This window comes from Mesorhizobium sp. P160219 (assembly GCF_057786095.1).
The window spans coordinates 6,274,704-6,291,003 of sequence record NZ_JBYNWG010000001.1; the positions used below are offsets into that span (position 1 = coordinate 6,274,704).

Below are 16,300 nucleotides of genomic sequence, written 5' to 3' on the forward strand. Positions count from 1 at the left end.
GCGCTTTCGATCCGGAAAATCAGGCCGCGTCGCCTAGGGCTTCCCGAACGCGACGCGTCCTTTGATTTTTTCAGGCGGCGCCGATGCGCAGCAGGTCGTGCAGATGAACCAGTCCCACGAGCCGCCTGCCTTCGACCACCATCAGGCTCGTAATGGCCGAATTGTTGATAATCTGCAGCGCCGTCGCCACCAGCGTGTCCGGTGTGGCCGTCTTCGGCTTTTTCGTCATCACCTGATCGACGCTCATTTCCATGAGATTGCTGCCGATGTGACGCCTGATGTCGCCATCGGTGATGATGCCCACCAACGCGCCATCCGCCGTCGCGATCGCCACGCAGCCGAAGCCCTTGTTCGACAATTCGAGGATCGCCTCGCGCATGCCCGTGCCGGAAGCCACCAGCGGCAGCCTTTCGCCGACATGCATGATCTCGTGGATCTGCGTGAGATTGGCGCCGAGCTGGCCGCCGGGGTGGAACGTGCGGAAATGGTCGGGCGTGAAGCCGCGCGCTTCGAGCAGCGCTATGGCCAGCGCATCGCCGACCACCAGTTGCAGCAGGGTCGATGTCGTCGGCGCCAGACCGTGCGGGCAGGCTTCCGGCGCGGACGGCAGGAGCACCACCACGTCGGCCGCGCGCGCCAGCGCCGAGGCCGCGCCCGCGGTAATCGCAATCAGCGGGATCGAGAAGCGCCTGGAATAGGCGACGATGCCCATCAATTCTTTGCTCTCGCCGGACCATGACATGGCGATGATGGCATCGTCTCTGGCGATCATGCCAAGGTCGCCATGATTGGCCTCCGCCGGATGGACGAAGAAGGCAGGCGTGCCGGTCGAAGCCAGACTAGCCGCGATCTTAGTGCCGATATGGCCGCTTTTGCCGACGCCGGTGACTATGACGCGGCCATTGATGCGCGACACCATGTCGACGGCGCGGGCGAAAGGTTCGGCCAGTTCGTTCTCCAGCGCGGCGGCCAATGCCGCCACGCCGGCCTGTTCCGTGGCTACCGTTCTCAGCGCCGAGGCGACCGAAGCCTCCAAAGGCTTCTTTTCTGGGGATCCCGCATGCATGGCTGATGCGATTAGCGCTTTGCCGTTCGCCTGTCCAACAGAATTGCCGTCCAGCCATGTCGTACAGGCACACCTTCAACCCTCCGTTAACCATCCCCGTTTACGGTTCGGTAAGTATGGCGCGCTTGCGCCGCGCAAGCAGTGGTGACGATGTCGCGGGCCCAGCCTCAAGAGAAAAAAGGTCGAACGGGCAGAGCCTTTTGCGCTCTGCTTCTCGCGACGAGCGTGCTCGCTTTGCTGCGGCCAACTGCGCTTCATGCCCAGGAGACCGAGCTGCGCGGCGAAGTTTCGGAATCGGCGATCCTGTCCGACCAGCAGCGCCGGGCCAGGCAATTGACCAAGGCCAACACGCAGGTCAAGCCCGCCCCTGCCGACACCGCCCCCACGGGAAACACGCCAACCGCTTATGTGCCGGCCAGCGATGGCGCCTTGCCTGACGACACCGACCCGTCACAGGCCGGCGCAAACAGCATTTTCGACCCGCCGGCGACCATCGACAATTCGGGCGCCGACAAGCCGCCAACCGTCCAGCCACGCCGGCCATCGACGGCAAAACAAGGCGCCGCCGCGGATGCAGACAAGGCCAAGGACAAAACCAAGGCTGCCGACAAGAAGAAGCCTGGCAAAGCCACGGACCAGACCACCACCGGAACGACTCCGGACGGCACTGCGGCAGGCGACGCCGATCAGGACATAGCCAACCGCCGTGTCCTCACCGTCGACGGCGTCGACCGACGAAAGCTCGACCCCGGCGCCGAGCGCACCGACGCCATCGAGGGCCTGAAGAAGAAGCTCGAGGACGACCCGTACGCGGCAACCGGCATCAAGGTCGGCTCGTTCCTGCTGCGGCCGGCGCTCGAGCAGGGCGTTGCCGTCACGTCGAACGCCGATTCCAGCGCTGGCGGCAAGTCGGCGGTGCTGTCCGAAACGGCGCTGCGTTTCTCCGCCGCCTCCGATTGGCGCGAGAATTCGGCGGTCATCGACGGCTACGGTAATTTCCGCAACACCATCTCGGGCCAGAAGATCAATGAGGCACGCGGCCGTATCCAAGGCACGTACAATGTCGACCTCGACAATGAACTGCGCGCCATCGCCAAGCTCGGCTACGAGATTGCACCGGAATCGGCCTCCGCGCCCGACGCCATTGCCGGCGTCAAATCGCAGCCGATCCGCCAGACGGTCGACGGCAGCCTCGGCGTCGAGAAGGACGTCGGCAAGATGCGCTTTGCGCTGACCGGCGCCGTCTCCCACGACATCTATGGCGATGCCGAACTTACCGATGGCACCTCGCTGTCGCAGAAGGACCAGGACAACACGCTCTACACCGCAACGTTGCGGACCGGCTATGAAATTTCCCCGGCTCTGACGCCCTTTGCTGAGATTGAGCTCGGCCGCCGGGTATATGACCAACGGATCGACAACAAGGGCTTCGAGCGCTCTTCGACCCGGCTTGGCGCGCGCGCCGGTATCGAAGTCGACATGGGCGAGAAGCTCAAGGGTGAGTTCTCGGCCGGCTGGCTGAGGGAGGCGATCGACGACAAGAACCTGGAGGCGATTTCGGGAGCCACCATCAATGCCGACCTCAAATGGTCGCCCGAGCGCGGTACCATCATCGGCCTCACCGGGCGAACCACGGTCGAAGGCACGACGAATGCCGGTGAGAGCGGCGACATCCTCTATTCCGGCCGCCTCACCGGCGAGCGGCAGATCCGCGCCGACCTGACCGGCAACGCAGCCCTTGGGCTCGACTGGCGCAATTACACCGGCTCCGACGGCCATGACATGACGCTGAGTGCAGAGGCCGGGCTGACCTGGTGGCTGAACCGCTATGTCGGCCTCACCAGCCGCGCCCGCACCGAAAAGCTGACCAGCAATCTGCCCGGGCGCAACTACACCGCCAACAGCATCTATTTGGGGCTGAAGCTGCAGCGGTAGCTAAAAAGCAGCGCCGCGACGCTCGGACGGCTTCATCTCATCGAGCAGCGTGCGGATGACGCCGGCCATGTTCTCGTTCATGTCGCTGCGCCACAGCGCGAAGGCGACATTGGCCTCGACGAAGCCTTCCGGCGAGCCGCAATCGAAGGTGCGGCCCTGAAAGTGGTAGCCAAAGAAGGGCTGCTGCTTTTCCAGCTTCAGCATCGCGTCGGTGAGCTGGATCTCGTTGCCGGCGCCCTTTTCCTGGCTTTCGAGGATCTTGAAAATCTCGGGCTGCAGGATGTAGCGGCCGTTGATGTAGAGATTGGACGGCGCGGTGCCGGTCTTCGGCTTTTCGACCATCTCGGTGATGCGGAAGCCGTGATGCGTGTCCTCGCCGCGGCCGACAATGCCATATTTGTGGGTTTCGGCCGGATCGCATTCCTGCACCGCGATGATGTTGTTGCCGGTCTCCTCGTAGAGCTCGACCATGGCCTTCGTGCAGCTCTTCTCCGACTGCATGATCATGTCGGGCAGCAACAGCGCGAAGGGTTCGTCGCCGACCAGTTCGCGGGCGCACCAGACGGCGTGGCCGAGACCCATCGGCACCTGCTGGCGGGTGAACGAGGTCTGCCCCGGGGCCGGCTGCAGCCGCTGCAAGCGGGCCAGCTGATCGTCCTTGCCGCGCTGTGCCAGCGTATCATAGAGCTCGAACTGGATATCGAAATGGTCTTCTATGACCGCCTTGTTGCGGCCGGTGACGAAGATGAAATGTTCGATGCCGGCCTCGCGCGCCTCATCGACGACATACTGGATGACCGGCCGGTCGACGACGGTCAGCATCTCCTTGGGAATGGCCTTGGTGGCCGGGAGAAACCGTGTGCCGAGACCGGCGACCGGGAAAACTGCCTTGCGAACTCGCTTCATGCGTCAATTATCCGTTTGAGGGCGTGCCCGGCAATCCCGCCTCGCGACATTTTCGCGCCGGAATTGTGGATTATCGGGCCATTGAGGGAAACATCAACCGGTAAAGCATCCAGGTGTCTTTTCGTTCCAGGCGCCGCCTATGGTAAACCAATTGCTAACCCGGTTCGGCGATGAATGGTCTTTCCTGAGATAGAGAAAGGGGAAAATATGTCCGTTCGCAGTGCCGCAAAACTCTTTACCAGCGTGCTGACGGCGGCCAGCCTCTCGCTCGCCTTGCTGATGCCGGCCGGACCGGCCTTCGCCGATGCCGGTTTTCGGCAATGGGTCGCCGGCTTCCGCGCCACGGCCGTGGCGGGCGGCGTTTCCGGCGGGGTCTACGACCGAGCGTTCCGGGGCATCAGCGAGCCCGACCCGGTGGTGCTGGAAAAGGCACGCACCCAGCCCGAATTCACCGCACCTGCCTGGGACTATTTCGACAACCGCGTCCACGACCAGTCCGTTGCCGTCGGCCAGCAGATGGCCAGGAAATGGAAGCCGTGGCTGGAACGGATCGAAGCCAGGTTCGGCGTCGACCGCTACATCCTGCTCGCCATCTGGTCGATGGAATCGAATTATGGCGAGATCCTCAAGCGCGACGACATCATGCGCAATGTCATCCGCTCGCTGGCAACCCTCGCCTATGGCGACCCGAAGCGTTCGAAATTCGCCCGCACCCAATTGGTCGCCGCGCTGAAAATCCTGCAGACCGGCGACATCGACGAAAGCCACCTGATGGGCTCCTGGGCCGGCGCCATGGGCCAGACCCAGTTCATCCCGACCAGCTACCAGCATTATGCCGTCGACATGGACGGCAACGGCAAGCGCGACATCTGGAATTCGATTCCCGATGCGTTGGCGACATCAGCCAATCTGCTGAAGAAGAATGGCTGGCAGGGCGGCAAGACCTGGGGCTACGAGGTCACCATTCCGGCGGGCAAACTGCCGGCCGGCTCGAAGACATTGGCGCAGTGGCAGGCGCTCGGCGTCGCCAGGGCCAATGGCAAGCCGTTCAAGAACGCAACCGACAAGGCGACCCTGAAAGTGCCGGACGGCCGAGGCGGACCGGCCTTCCTGATGATCAAGAACTTCTCCGTCATCAAGGCCTACAACAACGCCGACAAATATGCCCTGGCCGTCGGCCTTCTTGCCGACGAAATCGCCGGTTCTAATGGTCTGGTGCAGGACTGGAAGCGGCCTTTCACCAAACTGTCCTTCGAGGAAAGGCAGGAGTTGCAGAAGCGGCTTTCGCAGCACGGACTTTACGACGGCAAGTTCGACGGCAAGATCGGTGACGGCACGAAAACCGCCATCATGACCTATCAGGCAACGGTCGGCTTGACCCAGGACGGGTATCCGAGCATGGAAGTGCTCAAATGGCTCAGAAAGAAATAGAGCCATCGGCAGCGCCGCGCATTGCGGCGCACAAGGGATGCCGTAGCATTGATGTGTGCATGATCCGCTGCGAGGGCCATGCACCAAGGGATGGAGAGGGTGCTTGGTTTCGGCAGCGCGTATCCGTGTGATCGTTTTCCGCTTGCCGATCCTCGTTCTGGCCATCGTTGTCCTGGCGACGGGGGTCGCCGGCAGTTTCCACACACCGGCTTTGGCGCAGGAACAACCGCAGAACCGCGGCTGGTCGCTGCGCGACCTTCTGTTCCCGCGCCGCAGCGAACGCATCGAGCCGCCGCTCGACGTCCGCAAGGCAAAGCCGAAGGTCAAGAAGAAGCCCCGTGCACCCGTTGAACCTTCCGCTCCGATTGTCGAGAAGACACCGGATGCCCGCGTCGTTCTGGTGATCGGCGATTTCATGGCCAACGGCCTGGCCGAAGGCCTCGAAACAGCCTTTGCCGACAATGCCAACGTCAGGATCGTCGAGCGCGCCAACGGTTCTTCGGGTTTCGTGCGCGATGATGTCTACAATTGGCCCGAACAGGTCAAATCGCTGGTCGAGACCGAAAAACCCTCCGTGGTCGTCGTCATGCTCGGCTCCAACGACCGCCAGCAGATGCGCGTCAACGATGTGCGCGAGCAGCCGCGCTCCGAGAACTGGACCAAGGAATACGAACGCCGGACCGAAGCCTTGGGAAAGGCACTGGCGGCGACCAAGGTGCCTTATCTGTGGGTCGGCATGCCAGCCTTCAAGACGCCGAAGATGACCTCCGACATGCTGGCATTCAACGACATCTACCACTCGGCAGCCGAGAAGAACGGCGGCGAATTCGTCGATGTCTGGGATGGGTTCGTCGACGAGAACGGCGCCTTTGTCTCGACCGGCCCCGACATTAACGGCCAGGCCGTGCGGCTGCGCTCCGACGACGGCATCAACGTCTCGAAAGCCGGCAAGCGAAAGCTCGCCTTCTACACCGAAAAGCCGCTGGCCAAGATCCTCGGCCTGGCAGCGCCGGGAAGCGTGGTGACGGCTGCCGCACCGGCCGGCGCCCCGGTCGAGGCGCCGTCGCTGCCCGCCGCCCCGATCGTGGTCGACCGCACCGTTCCAATGCTGCTCAACGATCCGGCGCTCGACGGCGGTACCGAACTTCTCGGTGCGGCGGCGGCGCCGAAAGCCAATCCGGATCTGCCCGGCGAAAAACTAATCCTCGAAGGCAAGGCGCCCGAGGCCTCGCCCGGCCGCGCCGACGACTTCTCGTGGCCGCCCAAGGCCGCTGCCGCGACGGATACGACGACGGCGATCAATCGTTAACGGGGGAGTACCGTCGACCCCATCAGCGCTTCATCGATCGAGCGCGCGGCCTGGCGGCCTTCGCGGATCGCCCACACAACCAGCGACTGGCCGCGGCGCACATCACCTGCGGCGTAGAGCTTGTCGACGCTGGTCTTGTAGTCGCGATCGTTGGCTTCGACATTGCGGGAACGGCGGCTGTCGGTAGTGATTTTCATCTCACCGTCCAGCTCTTTCGCGACGCCGGCGGCAGCCGGTCCGGCAAAGCCGATGGCGATGAAGGCGAGGTCTGCACGGATGACGAATTCGGTGCCGGCGATCGGCTTGCGCTTCTCGTCGACTTCGCAGCATTTGACGCCGGTCAGTTGGCCGTCCTCGCCGATGAATTCGAGCGTCGCCACCTGGAATTCGCGCTCCGCACCTTCGGCCTGTGAGGACGAGGTGCGCATCTTGGTCGCCCAGTAAGGCCAGACCGAAAGCTTGTCTTCCTTCTCCGGCGGCTGCGGGCGGATGTCGAGCTGGGTGACGCGCACCGCGCCCTGGCGGAAGGCGGTGCCGACGCAGTCGGACGCGGTATCGCCGCCGCCGACGACGACGACATGCTGGCCGCCGGCGATGATCGGATGCGACGGCCAGGCCACCGACTGGATCGGCTCGCCGCCGCCGCGACGGTTCTGCTGCACCAGATAGGGCATGGCGTCATAGACGCCGCCGAGATCGTCGCCCGGAATGTTGGCCGGACGCGGCAATTCCGAACCGCCGCAATAGAGCACCGCATCGTATCCGGCGAGCAACTCTGCCACCGGCTTGTCGACGCCGACATTGACGCCGCAATGGAAGGTCACGCCCTCGCCCTGCATCTGCTCGATGCGGCGGTCGATATAGTGCTTCTCGATCTTGAAGTCGGGAATGCCGTAGCGCATCAGCCCGCCGGGACGGCTCTCACGCTCATAAACGCTGACCTCGTGGCCGGCGCGGCCAAGCTGCTGCGCCGCCGCCATCCCTGCCGGGCCGGAGCCGATGACAGCGACCCGCTTGCCCGTCTTCTTCTCTGGCGGATAAGGCCGGATATGGCCGGTTTCATAAGCCTTGTCGGCGATTGCCTGTTCGACAGTCTTGATGGCAACCGGAATGTCCTCGAGGTTCAGCGTGCAGGCTTCCTCGCAGGGCGCGGGGCAGATGCGGCCGGTGAACTCGGGGAAATTGTTGGTCGAATGCAGGTTGCGGATCGCATTGTCCCAGTCGCCATTGTAGACGAGGTCGTTCCAGTCCGGGATCTGGTTGTGGATCGGGCAACCGGTCGGCCCGTGGCAGAACGGGATGCCGCAATCCATGCAGCGCGCGGCCTGTTTCTCGACCTCTTTGTCCGACATCGGCAGCGTGAATTCACGAAAATGCCGGATGCGGTCGGAGGCCGGCTGGTACTTGTGCACCTGCCGGTCGATTTCGAGAAAGCCTGTTACCTTGCCCATAGTCCAGTTCCTGCTGTCCAGATGGTGCGGTTTTCGCACCCGTTAACCCCTTGAGGCAGCCGTGGCAACCTTGCATCCGAGGTCAAACTGTCGCTGAAAGTTCCGCCGGGAAGCCTGCGCCTCCCGGCAAGTCGAAAAACCTATTCCGCCGCCACGCCCATGCGCATGCGTTCCATCTCGATCAGCGCGCGGCGGTATTCGACCGGCATGATCTTGCGGAATTTCGGCCTGAAGGTCGTCCAGTCGTCGAGTATCTCGCGGCCGCGTACCGAACCGGTGAAATGGACGTGGTTCGAGATAAGCTGGTAAAGCCGTTCCTCGTCATGGGTGGTCATGTCGCCCGAGACGTCGACGCGACCCTTGTGGTCGAGGTCACCGCCATGATGCAGCAGCCTTTCCATCAGATCGTCTTCTTCCGGAACCGGCTCCAGCTCGACCATCGCCATGTTGCAGCGCGCGGCGAAATCGCCGGCCTCATCCAGAACATAGGCCACGCCGCCCGACATGCCGGCAGCGAAGTTGCGACCGGTCTGGCCGATGACGACGACGATGCCGCCGGTCATGTATTCGCAGCCATGATCGCCGACGCCTTCAACGACGGCGGCGACGCCCGAATTGCGCACCGCGAAGCGCTCGCCGGCGACACCTGCGAAATAGGCCTCGCCCTCGGTCGCGCCATAGAGGACGGTGTTTCCGACGATGATCAATTCCGCCGCGACGATCCTGGACTCCTCCGGCGGCCGGATGACGATGCGTCCGCCCGACAAGCCCTTGCCGACATAGTCGTTGGCCGCACCGACGAGATCGAACGAGATGCCGCGCGCCAGGAAGGCGCCGAACGACTGGCCGGCGGTGCCGGTCAGCTTCACCTGGATCGTGTCCTCGCGCAGGCCCTTGTGCCTGAAGCGCTTGGCGACTTCGCCCGACAGCATGGCGCCCGTGGAGCGATCGACATTGCGGATGTCGACCTCGACCTTGACCGGCTGCTTGCTTTCGAGCGCGGGCTTCGCCAGTTCGATTAGCTTGCGATCGAGTACATCGTCGATCGGGTGTTTCTGCCGTTCGGTCCAGTGCACCGCCTCATGCGGCGCGTCCGGCTTGAAGAACATCTTGCCGAAATCGAGCCCACGCGCCTTCCATTGCTGGATCATCTCGCGCTTTTCCAGCAGGTCGCTGTCGCCGATGATCTGGTCGATATGGGTGTAGCCCATCTCGGCCAGCAGCCTCCTCACCTCTTCCGCAACATAGAAGAAGAAGTTGATGACATGCTCGGGCGTGCCCTTGAAACGCTTGCGCAGAACCGGGTCCTGCGTCGCGACGCCGACCGGGCAGGTGTTCAAGTGGCACTTGCGCATCATGATGCAGCCGGCCGCGATCAGCGGCGCGGTCGAGAAGCCGAACTCGTCGGCACCGAGCAGCGCACCGATGATAACGTCGCGCCCCGTGCGCAAGCCACCATCGACCTGCAGCGCAACGCGCGAGCGCAGCCCGTTCAGTACCAGCGTCTGGTGCGTCTCGGCAAGGCCCATTTCCCATGGACTGCCGGCATGCTTGAGCGAGGTCAGCGGCGACGCGCCGGTGCCGCCATCATAGCCGGAGATGGTGATGTGGTCGGCGCGCGCCTTGGCGACGCCCGCCGCAACCGTACCGACACCGACTTCCGACACCAGCTTTACCGAGACGTCGGCCGCCGGGTTGACGTTCTTCAGATCGTAGATCAGCTGCGCCAGATCCTCGATCGAATAGATGTCGTGATGCGGCGGCGGCGAGATCAGGCCGACGCCGGGCGTCGAGTGCCGGACCTTGGCGATGGTGGCGTCGACCTTGTGGCCGGGCAGCTGGCCGCCCTCACCGGGCTTGGCGCCCTGCGCGACCTTGATCTGCATGACATCGGAATTGACGAGATACTCGGCGGTGACGCCAAAGCGCCCCGAGGCGACCTGCTTGATCGCCGAACGTTCGGGGTTCTTGCTGCCGCCGGGCAGCGGCAGATAGCGGTCGGCCTCTTCGCCGCCCTCGCCGGTGTTCGACTTGCCGCCGATCTGGTTCATGGCGCGCGCCAGCGTCGTGTGTGCCTCGCGCGAGATCGAGCCGAACGACATCGCCCCGGTCGAGAAGCGCTTGACGATATCGGCCGCCGACATCACGTCCTCTATCGCCACCTTCTTGCGGCCGGTCTCTTCCGCAAGCTTGATCCTGAACAGGCCGCGTATGGTCTGGGCACGGGCCGTCTCGCTGTTGATCTGCGCGGAATACTCCTTGAACGTCTCCCACGAGCCCTGACGCACGGCGTGCTGCAAGGTGGCGACGGCGTCGGGCGACCACATGTGGGCTTCGCCGCGCATGCGGTACATGTACTCGCCGCCGACCTCGAGGCTGTTGCGCAGCACCGGATCGTTGCCGAAACCGTCGGTGTGGCGGCTGAGCGTCTCGGCCGCGACCTCGTCCAGACCGACACCTTCGATCAGCGTCGCTGTGCCGGTGAAGTACTTCTCGACGAAATCCGACTTCAGCCCGATGGCGTCGAATATCTGCGCGCCGCAATAGGACTGGTAGGTGGAGATGCCCATCTTCGACATCACCTTGAGGATGCCCTTGCCGATCGACTTGATGTAGCGCGAGACCACCTCGTAGGCGTCGACCTCAGCCGGCAGTTCGCCACGCTTGTGCATGTCGAGCAGCGTATCGAAGGCAAGGTAGGGGTTGATCGCCTCGGCGCCGTAGCCGGCGAGACAGCAGAAATGATGCACTTCGCGCGGCTCGCCGGATTCCACGACCAGGCCGACCGCGGTGCGCAGACCCTTGCGGATCAGATGGTGGTGCACGGCAGCCGTCGCCAGCAGTGCCGGAATGGCGATACGGTCGGGACCGACCTGGCGGTCGGACAGGATGATGATGTTGTAGCCGCCGGCGACAGCGGCTTCCGCCCGCTCGCACAGACGCTCGACGGCGCCCTGCATGCCGGCCGCGCCCTCGCTCGACCCGTAGGTGATGTCGATGGTCTTGGTGTCGAAACGGTCCTCGGTGTGGCCGATCGAGCGGATCTTTTCCAGATCGCCATTGGTCAGGATCGGCTGGCGCACTTCGAGCCGCTTGCGGCGCGAATTGCCGACCAGGTCGAAGATGTTCGGCCGCGGCCCGATGAACGACACCAGGCTCATCACCAGCTCCTCGCGGATCGGGTCGATCGGCGGGTTGGTGACCTGGGCGAAATTCTGTTTGAAATAGGTGTAGAGCAGCTTCGACTTGTCCGACATCGCCGAGATCGGCGTGTCGGTGCCCATCGAACCCACGGCTTCCTGGCCGGTGGTCGCCATCGGCGACATCAACAGCTTGGTGTCTTCCTGCGTGTAGCCGAAAGCCTGCTGGCGATCGAGCAGGCTGACATCCTTGCGCAGCGCGCGCGGCTCCACCGGCTTCAGATCCTCGAGGATCAGCTGCGTGTTGTTGAGCCAGGTCTTGTAGGGATGCCTGGTGGCGATCTCCGACTTGATCTCCTCGTCGGAAATGATGCGGCCCTTGGCGAGGTCGATCAGAAGCATGCGGCCGGGCTGCAGCCGCCACTTCTTGACGATCCTCTCCTCCGGCACCGGCAGCACGCCGGCCTCTGACGCCATGATGACGCGGTCGTCGTCGGTGACGATGTAGCGCGCCGGCCGCAGCCCGTTGCGGTCGAGCGTGGCGCCGATCTGGCGGCCGTCGGTGAAGGCGACCGCGGCCGGCCCGTCCCACGGCTCCATCAGGGCTGCATGGTATTCGTAGAAAGCCTTGCGGTCGGCATCCATCAGCTTGTTGCCGGCCCACGCTTCGGGGATCAGCATCATCATGGCATGGCTGAGGCTGTAGCCGCCCTGGAACAGGAACTCGAGCGCATTGTCGAAGCACGCCGTGTCGGACTGGCCGTCATAGGAGATCGGCCACAGCTTCGAGATGTTGTTGCCGAACAGTTCGGAATCGACCGAGGCCTGGCGCGCCGCCATCCAGTTGTTGTTGCCGCGCACCGTGTTGATCTCGCCATTATGCGCGACCATGCGGTAGGGGTGCGCCAGCTTCCAGGACGGGAAGGTGTTGGTCGAGAAGCGCTGGTGGACGAGGATCAGCGCGGTCTCGAAACGCGGATCCGACAAATCCTTGTAATAGGCGCCGACCTGGTAGGCCAGGAACATGCCCTTGTAGACAATGGTACGCGCCGATAGCGACACACAGTAGGCGCCGATATCCTTGTTGTTGTTCTCGGCGTAGATACGGCCGGAAATCACCTTGCGCAGCAGGTACAGCCTGGCCTCGTATTCCTCGTCATCTGGAATGTCCGATGTGCGGCCGATGAAGACCTGGCGATGGAACGGTTCGGAGGCCGCAATATCGGGCGCCTTCGACAGCGATGAATTGTCGACTGGCACGTCGCGAAAGCCTAAAAGCGGCAGCCCTTCTGACAGCGCCGATTCGGCGATGATCTCTTCGATATGGGCGCGCAGTGCCGCATCCTGCGGCATGAACCAGTGGCCGACGCCGTATTGGCCTGCCGCCGGCAGTTCGACGCCCTGGGCCGCCATCTCTTCGCGGAAGAAATGATCGGGAATCTGCACCAGCACGCCGGCGCCGTCGCCCATCAGCGGATCGGCGCCGACAGCGCCGCGATGCGTCAGGTTTTCGAGCACGAAGAGCCCGTCCTTGACGATCTGGTGCGACTTCACGTTCTTCATGTTGACGATGAAGCCGACGCCGCACGCGTCATGCTCGTTGCGCGGATCGTAGAGACCCTGCGCGGCCATACCGTTGCCGGTCAGGCCGTTGGTGGTTCGGCCTTCTTTGGTCAGAACGGTATTTTTAACGGCTGCCGCTTTCGTCTGCGCGGCCTGGCCGATAATCGCAGATGGCGTCAGTTCCGTCATCGTCCTGTCCTCCGATCCGGCCCCTTGCACGTCTAGCATTTGGGGCGCTGGTCTACCTTGGGAAGCGACTGGCTTCCGCTCTCATTCTTGCGGCACGTCTTTTCGAAATCCTTGGCGGACCGTGCGGTGCACCGCCGGTTCGTATCCGGTATCGTACAGGCCACAGCCGAGCCGTCTACCCGTCGCTCGCGGCAACGGCCGGAGTGGCCCAAATGATACGCCAATCCAGCCTGACTTGTGCGACAAAATAAGACAGCACTACTGTCCTAAATTTTTATGGCAGAAATCCTGGGCGCACACAAGACCGATTCACCAAATTCTTGGACGTTTGGCGACAGAAAATTACGTCGGGCGCTGTTGAAACGAAATTTCGGTCCCGGCACTCCTTCGTGATCGCCTTTGGCTTTACCGCTTTTTCAGCCCTTGGCCCTTGCGCGTCAAACCCCGAAACGGCCATGGTCGCGCTCTTGTCGCAACCAGACTTTCTCAACCAGGCAGGGACTTTCCTGATGTTCTTTGCATCCGACAACTGGGCGGGCGTCCATTCCAACATTGCCGCCGGGCTGTCAGCCAATGCTGGCGGCTTTTCGACCGCCTATGGCGATGGCGATCTCGACCGGGCCGTCTACCAGCGTTTCAGCGAGATCTTCGAACGCGAGGTCGCGGTGTTCTTCGTCGCTACCGGCACGGCGGCCAACTCGCTGTCCCTGGCCGCTTACAACAAGCCCGGCGGCATTTCCTTTGCGCACCGCGAATCGCACATCATCGAGGACGAATGCGGCGCGCCGGAATATTTCAGCGGCGGCTCGCGTCTCCATGCTGTCGACGGCGCCCTGGGCAAGATCGATCCGCACAACCTTGAACGCGCCGTCGCCCGTTTCGCACCCGAAATCGTCCATTGGGGACGCCCGACGGCCGTCTCGATCACCCAATCGACCGAAGTCGGCACAGTGTACGGGCTCGACGACATTTCCACCATTTCGGAGATCGCCAAACGCTTTTCCCTGCCGCTGCATATGGACGGCGCCCGTTTTGCCAACGCATTGGTCGCGCTTGAGACGACGCCGGCCGAAATGACCTGGAAGCGCGGCGTCGACATCGTCTCGTTCGGCGGCACCAAGAACGGCTGCTGGTGCGCCGAAGCGGTGGTGCTGTTCGATCTAGACCGCGCCAAGGAGTTGTCCTTCCTGCGCAAGCGCGCCGCACAGCTGTTCTCCAAGTCGCGCTTCATCGCAGCGCAGTTCGACGCCTACTTCACGGACGGCCTGTGGCTGGACACGGCCCGTCATGCCAATGCCATGGCCGCGCGCCTGGCGGCTGCGATCGAGGATTCGGCAACGGCGAAGCTCGCCTGGTTGCCGCAGGCCAACGAGGTGTTCGCGGTGATGAAAAAGGCGGAAGCCGAAAGGCTGCAATCCGTCGGCGCAGCCTTTTACGACTGGCACAGGCCGCACGGCTTCGACGGCCATGTCGGCGAGGACGAGTTGCTCTATCGCTTCGTCACCAGCTTTGCCACGACTTCAGATGAGGTCGATCGCTTCGGCCAGATGATCGCCTGAACCCGCGAGACCGCGCCAATGACAAAGCCACCTCTCGGCTCAACCATGCGGCTGGTTCGCCCGGCGCCAAACGTGCTCGGCTTCTACGATGGCCGCGTTGACGGCGTTCGCGCCTGGTCGGACGAGCCGAACTGGCTGGACGACGGCGCCTATGCCCTCGGCATCTGCACCTATGCGATCGTCGATGGTTCGCAGGCGCTTGTCTACGACACGCATATTTCGCTGCCTCACGCGCGCTTCATCAGGCAGACGCTCGAAGACATGGGCGCAACATCGATCCGGGTCGTGCTCAGCCACTGGCATGACGATCATATTGCCGGCAATGAGGTGTTTCAGGATTGCGAGATTATCGCCAACACGCTCACCGCCTCGGCGCTCGCGAACAACCGGGCTGAGATCGAAAGCGGTGTTCCACCGATCAAGCCTCTCGTGCTGCCGAACAGGACCTTCGCAGGCAGTCTTGACCTCGCCGTTGGATCGATCGCCGTCGAACTGCGTCAGGTCGAAATCCACAGCCATGACGGCACGGTGCTGTTCATGCCCGAAACCGGCCTGCTCCTGGCGGGCGACACGCTCGAGGATCCGATCACCTATGTCAGCGAGGCGGATCGGCTGGCGCAACATCTGGTCGATCTCGAACGCATGAGCGGGTGGCCGATAGACCGCATCTTGCCCAATCACGGCTCGCTCGAAGCGATTGAGCGAGGCGGCTACGACAAAGGCCTCATCGCCGCCACGCAAGCCTACGTTCAAAAACTGCTTCGCTGCCGGCGTGAGCCTGATCTTGCGAAGCAGGATCTGAAAACCTTCGGCGCCGACATATTCGCCACGGGCGCGGTCGAGTACTTCGCGCTGTACGAGCCCGTCCACCGGCAAAACATCGAGGCCGTTCTCGCAACCGGCACCGGTCGCTAAGCAAGGAAAGGCCGCGCCAAAAGCTCGAGGCCAAGCAAGATCAGGAAAACAAGAAACCAGCGCCGGAAGGTCGCCGGGCTGATCCGCTGCCGGAGCAACTGTCCGAGCCACATGCCGAGCAAGGCCGGCGCAACCGCCAGCGACGACATGGCGACATGCCCGACCTGGAACGCGCCGTGCGAGGCAAGGCCGGCAGCGAGCGCGATCGTCGACACGGTGAAGGACAGGCCGAGCGCCTGGATCAGATCGTCACGGCTCAAGCCCAGCGCCTGAATGTAAGGTACAGCGGGCACGACGAACACGCCGGTGCCGCCGGTGACGATGCCGGTAAGGAAACCGACGATGGGCGACGACCAGCGCTCGGCTGACGCGGGAACCGTCAACTGCCGCGCCAGCAGCGTATAGACGGCATAGACGATCAGCGCCGCCCCGAGGCCGGCCGTCGTCCATTTGACATTGTCGCTGGCCAGCAGCCATGAGCCGGCCAGCGTGCCGGCGACGATGCCGACCATCATCAGCCACAGCCGCCTGAGGATCCATCCGAAGCTCGGGCCGGCAAACAGCTGCCAGATATTGGTGACGAAGGACGGCACGATCAGCAGCGAAGCCGCGGCGACCGGCGGCATGATTGTGCCCAGCAGCCCCATCGCCAACGTCGGCAGTCCCATACCGGTAACGCCCTTGACGATGCCGGCCAGCAGGAAGGTCACCGCAATGGTTGCCGTTAGGGCCAGGGAAAAATCAGCCGAAAGATCAGACATCGCCCTTCATGGGAAGACGGCGCCCGCCGCAAAAGAGCCAGAACTCTTCGGTTGGGGTGACAGAGGCTGCGGCGA

10 protein-coding genes are annotated in these 16,300 nt (G+C 63.3%); 5 read left to right on the forward strand and 5 right to left on the reverse strand.

Annotation, left to right across the window (positions count from 1 at the left end; translation table 11 throughout):
* Positions 1-70: 70 nt before the first annotated feature.
* Positions 71-1,066, reverse strand: a complete 996-nt coding sequence (locus AC3EMP_RS30385) for a KpsF/GutQ family sugar-phosphate isomerase (protein ID WP_023704013.1) — start codon at positions 1,064-1,066, stop codon at positions 71-73.
* A gap of 150 nt (positions 1,067-1,216) precedes the next feature.
* Here AC3EMP_RS30385 and AC3EMP_RS30390 point away from each other — a divergent pair, with 150 nt between their 5' ends.
* Positions 1,217-3,001 (forward strand): outer membrane beta-barrel protein, encoded by a 1,785-nt coding sequence (locus AC3EMP_RS30390; protein ID WP_488494708.1) that lies wholly within the window; start codon positions 1,217-1,219, stop codon positions 2,999-3,001.
* On the opposite strand, the gene galU is transcribed toward AC3EMP_RS30390, so the two are convergent.
* Positions 3,002-3,907 (reverse strand): UTP--glucose-1-phosphate uridylyltransferase GalU, encoded by a 906-nt coding sequence (gene galU, locus AC3EMP_RS30395; RefSeq protein WP_023671956.1) that lies wholly within the window; start codon positions 3,905-3,907, stop codon positions 3,002-3,004. It abuts the gene before it with no gap.
* 207 nt (positions 3,908-4,114) lie between these two features.
* Here galU and AC3EMP_RS30400 point away from each other — a divergent pair, with 207 nt between their 5' ends.
* Both AC3EMP_RS30400 and AC3EMP_RS30405 read left to right on the forward strand, forming a co-directional pair.
* Positions 4,115-5,338 carry a lytic murein transglycosylase gene (locus tag AC3EMP_RS30400; RefSeq protein ID WP_352594670.1) on the forward strand — a complete coding sequence of 408 codons (1,224 nt, stop codon included), beginning with the start codon at positions 4,115-4,117 and terminating at the stop codon, positions 5,336-5,338.
* Positions 5,339-5,441: 103 nt separating this feature from the next.
* Positions 5,442-6,647, forward strand: a complete 1,206-nt coding sequence (locus AC3EMP_RS30405) for an SGNH/GDSL hydrolase family protein (protein WP_023820653.1) — start codon at positions 5,442-5,444, stop codon at positions 6,645-6,647.
* Here the strand turns inward: AC3EMP_RS30405 and AC3EMP_RS30410 are convergent.
* Positions 6,644-8,098, reverse strand: a complete 1,455-nt coding sequence (locus AC3EMP_RS30410) for a glutamate synthase subunit beta (protein ID WP_488494709.1) — start codon at positions 8,096-8,098, stop codon at positions 6,644-6,646. The genes AC3EMP_RS30405 and AC3EMP_RS30410 overlap by 4 nt on opposite strands.
* A gap of 140 nt (positions 8,099-8,238) precedes the next feature.
* Positions 8,239-12,990, reverse strand: coding sequence for a glutamate synthase large subunit (gltB, locus tag AC3EMP_RS30415; RefSeq protein ID WP_488494710.1), 4,752 nt, complete (start codon positions 12,988-12,990; stop codon positions 8,239-8,241).
* 509 nt (positions 12,991-13,499) lie between these two features.
* Between gltB and AC3EMP_RS30420 the strand changes: the two genes are divergently transcribed.
* Positions 13,500-14,549 (forward strand): threonine aldolase family protein, encoded by a 1,050-nt coding sequence (locus AC3EMP_RS30420; RefSeq protein WP_023686416.1) that lies wholly within the window; start codon positions 13,500-13,502, stop codon positions 14,547-14,549.
* An 18-nt stretch (positions 14,550-14,567) separates the two neighbouring features.
* A complete protein-coding gene (locus tag AC3EMP_RS30425; protein ID WP_023686417.1) occupies positions 14,568-15,464 on the forward strand; it encodes an MBL fold metallo-hydrolase in 897 nt (298 codons plus the stop codon).
* On the opposite strand, the gene AC3EMP_RS30430 is transcribed toward AC3EMP_RS30425, so the two are convergent.
* Positions 15,461-16,225 (reverse strand): sulfite exporter TauE/SafE family protein, encoded by a 765-nt coding sequence (locus AC3EMP_RS30430; RefSeq protein WP_023686418.1) that lies wholly within the window; start codon positions 16,223-16,225, stop codon positions 15,461-15,463. The genes AC3EMP_RS30425 and AC3EMP_RS30430 overlap by 4 nt on opposite strands.
* Positions 16,226-16,300 lie beyond the last annotated feature (75 nt).

Bases quoted from the DNA above. Each gene is read 5' to 3' on its own strand.
- AC3EMP_RS30410 (WP_488494709.1), bottom strand. From the start codon at position 8,098: ATGGGCAAGGTAACAGGCTTTCTCGAAATCGACCGGCAGGTGCACAAG.
- AC3EMP_RS30425 (WP_023686417.1), top strand. From the start codon at position 14,568: ATGACAAAGCCACCTCTCGGCTCAACCATGCGGCTGGTTCGCCCGGCG.
- gltB (WP_488494710.1), bottom strand. From the start codon at position 12,990: ATGACGGAACTGACGCCATCTGCGATTATCGGCCAGGCCGCGCAGACG.
- AC3EMP_RS30400 (WP_352594670.1), top strand. From the start codon at position 4,115: ATGTCCGTTCGCAGTGCCGCAAAACTCTTTACCAGCGTGCTGACGGCG.
- AC3EMP_RS30385 (WP_023704013.1), bottom strand. From the start codon at position 1,066: ATGCATGCGGGATCCCCAGAAAAGAAGCCTTTGGAGGCTTCGGTCGCC.
- AC3EMP_RS30420 (WP_023686416.1), top strand. From the start codon at position 13,500: ATGTTCTTTGCATCCGACAACTGGGCGGGCGTCCATTCCAACATTGCC.
- AC3EMP_RS30390 (WP_488494708.1), top strand. From the start codon at position 1,217: ATGTCGCGGGCCCAGCCTCAAGAGAAAAAAGGTCGAACGGGCAGAGCC.
- galU (WP_023671956.1), bottom strand. From the start codon at position 3,907: ATGAAGCGAGTTCGCAAGGCAGTTTTCCCGGTCGCCGGTCTCGGCACA.
- AC3EMP_RS30430 (WP_023686418.1), bottom strand. From the start codon at position 16,225: ATGTCTGATCTTTCGGCTGATTTTTCCCTGGCCCTAACGGCAACCATT.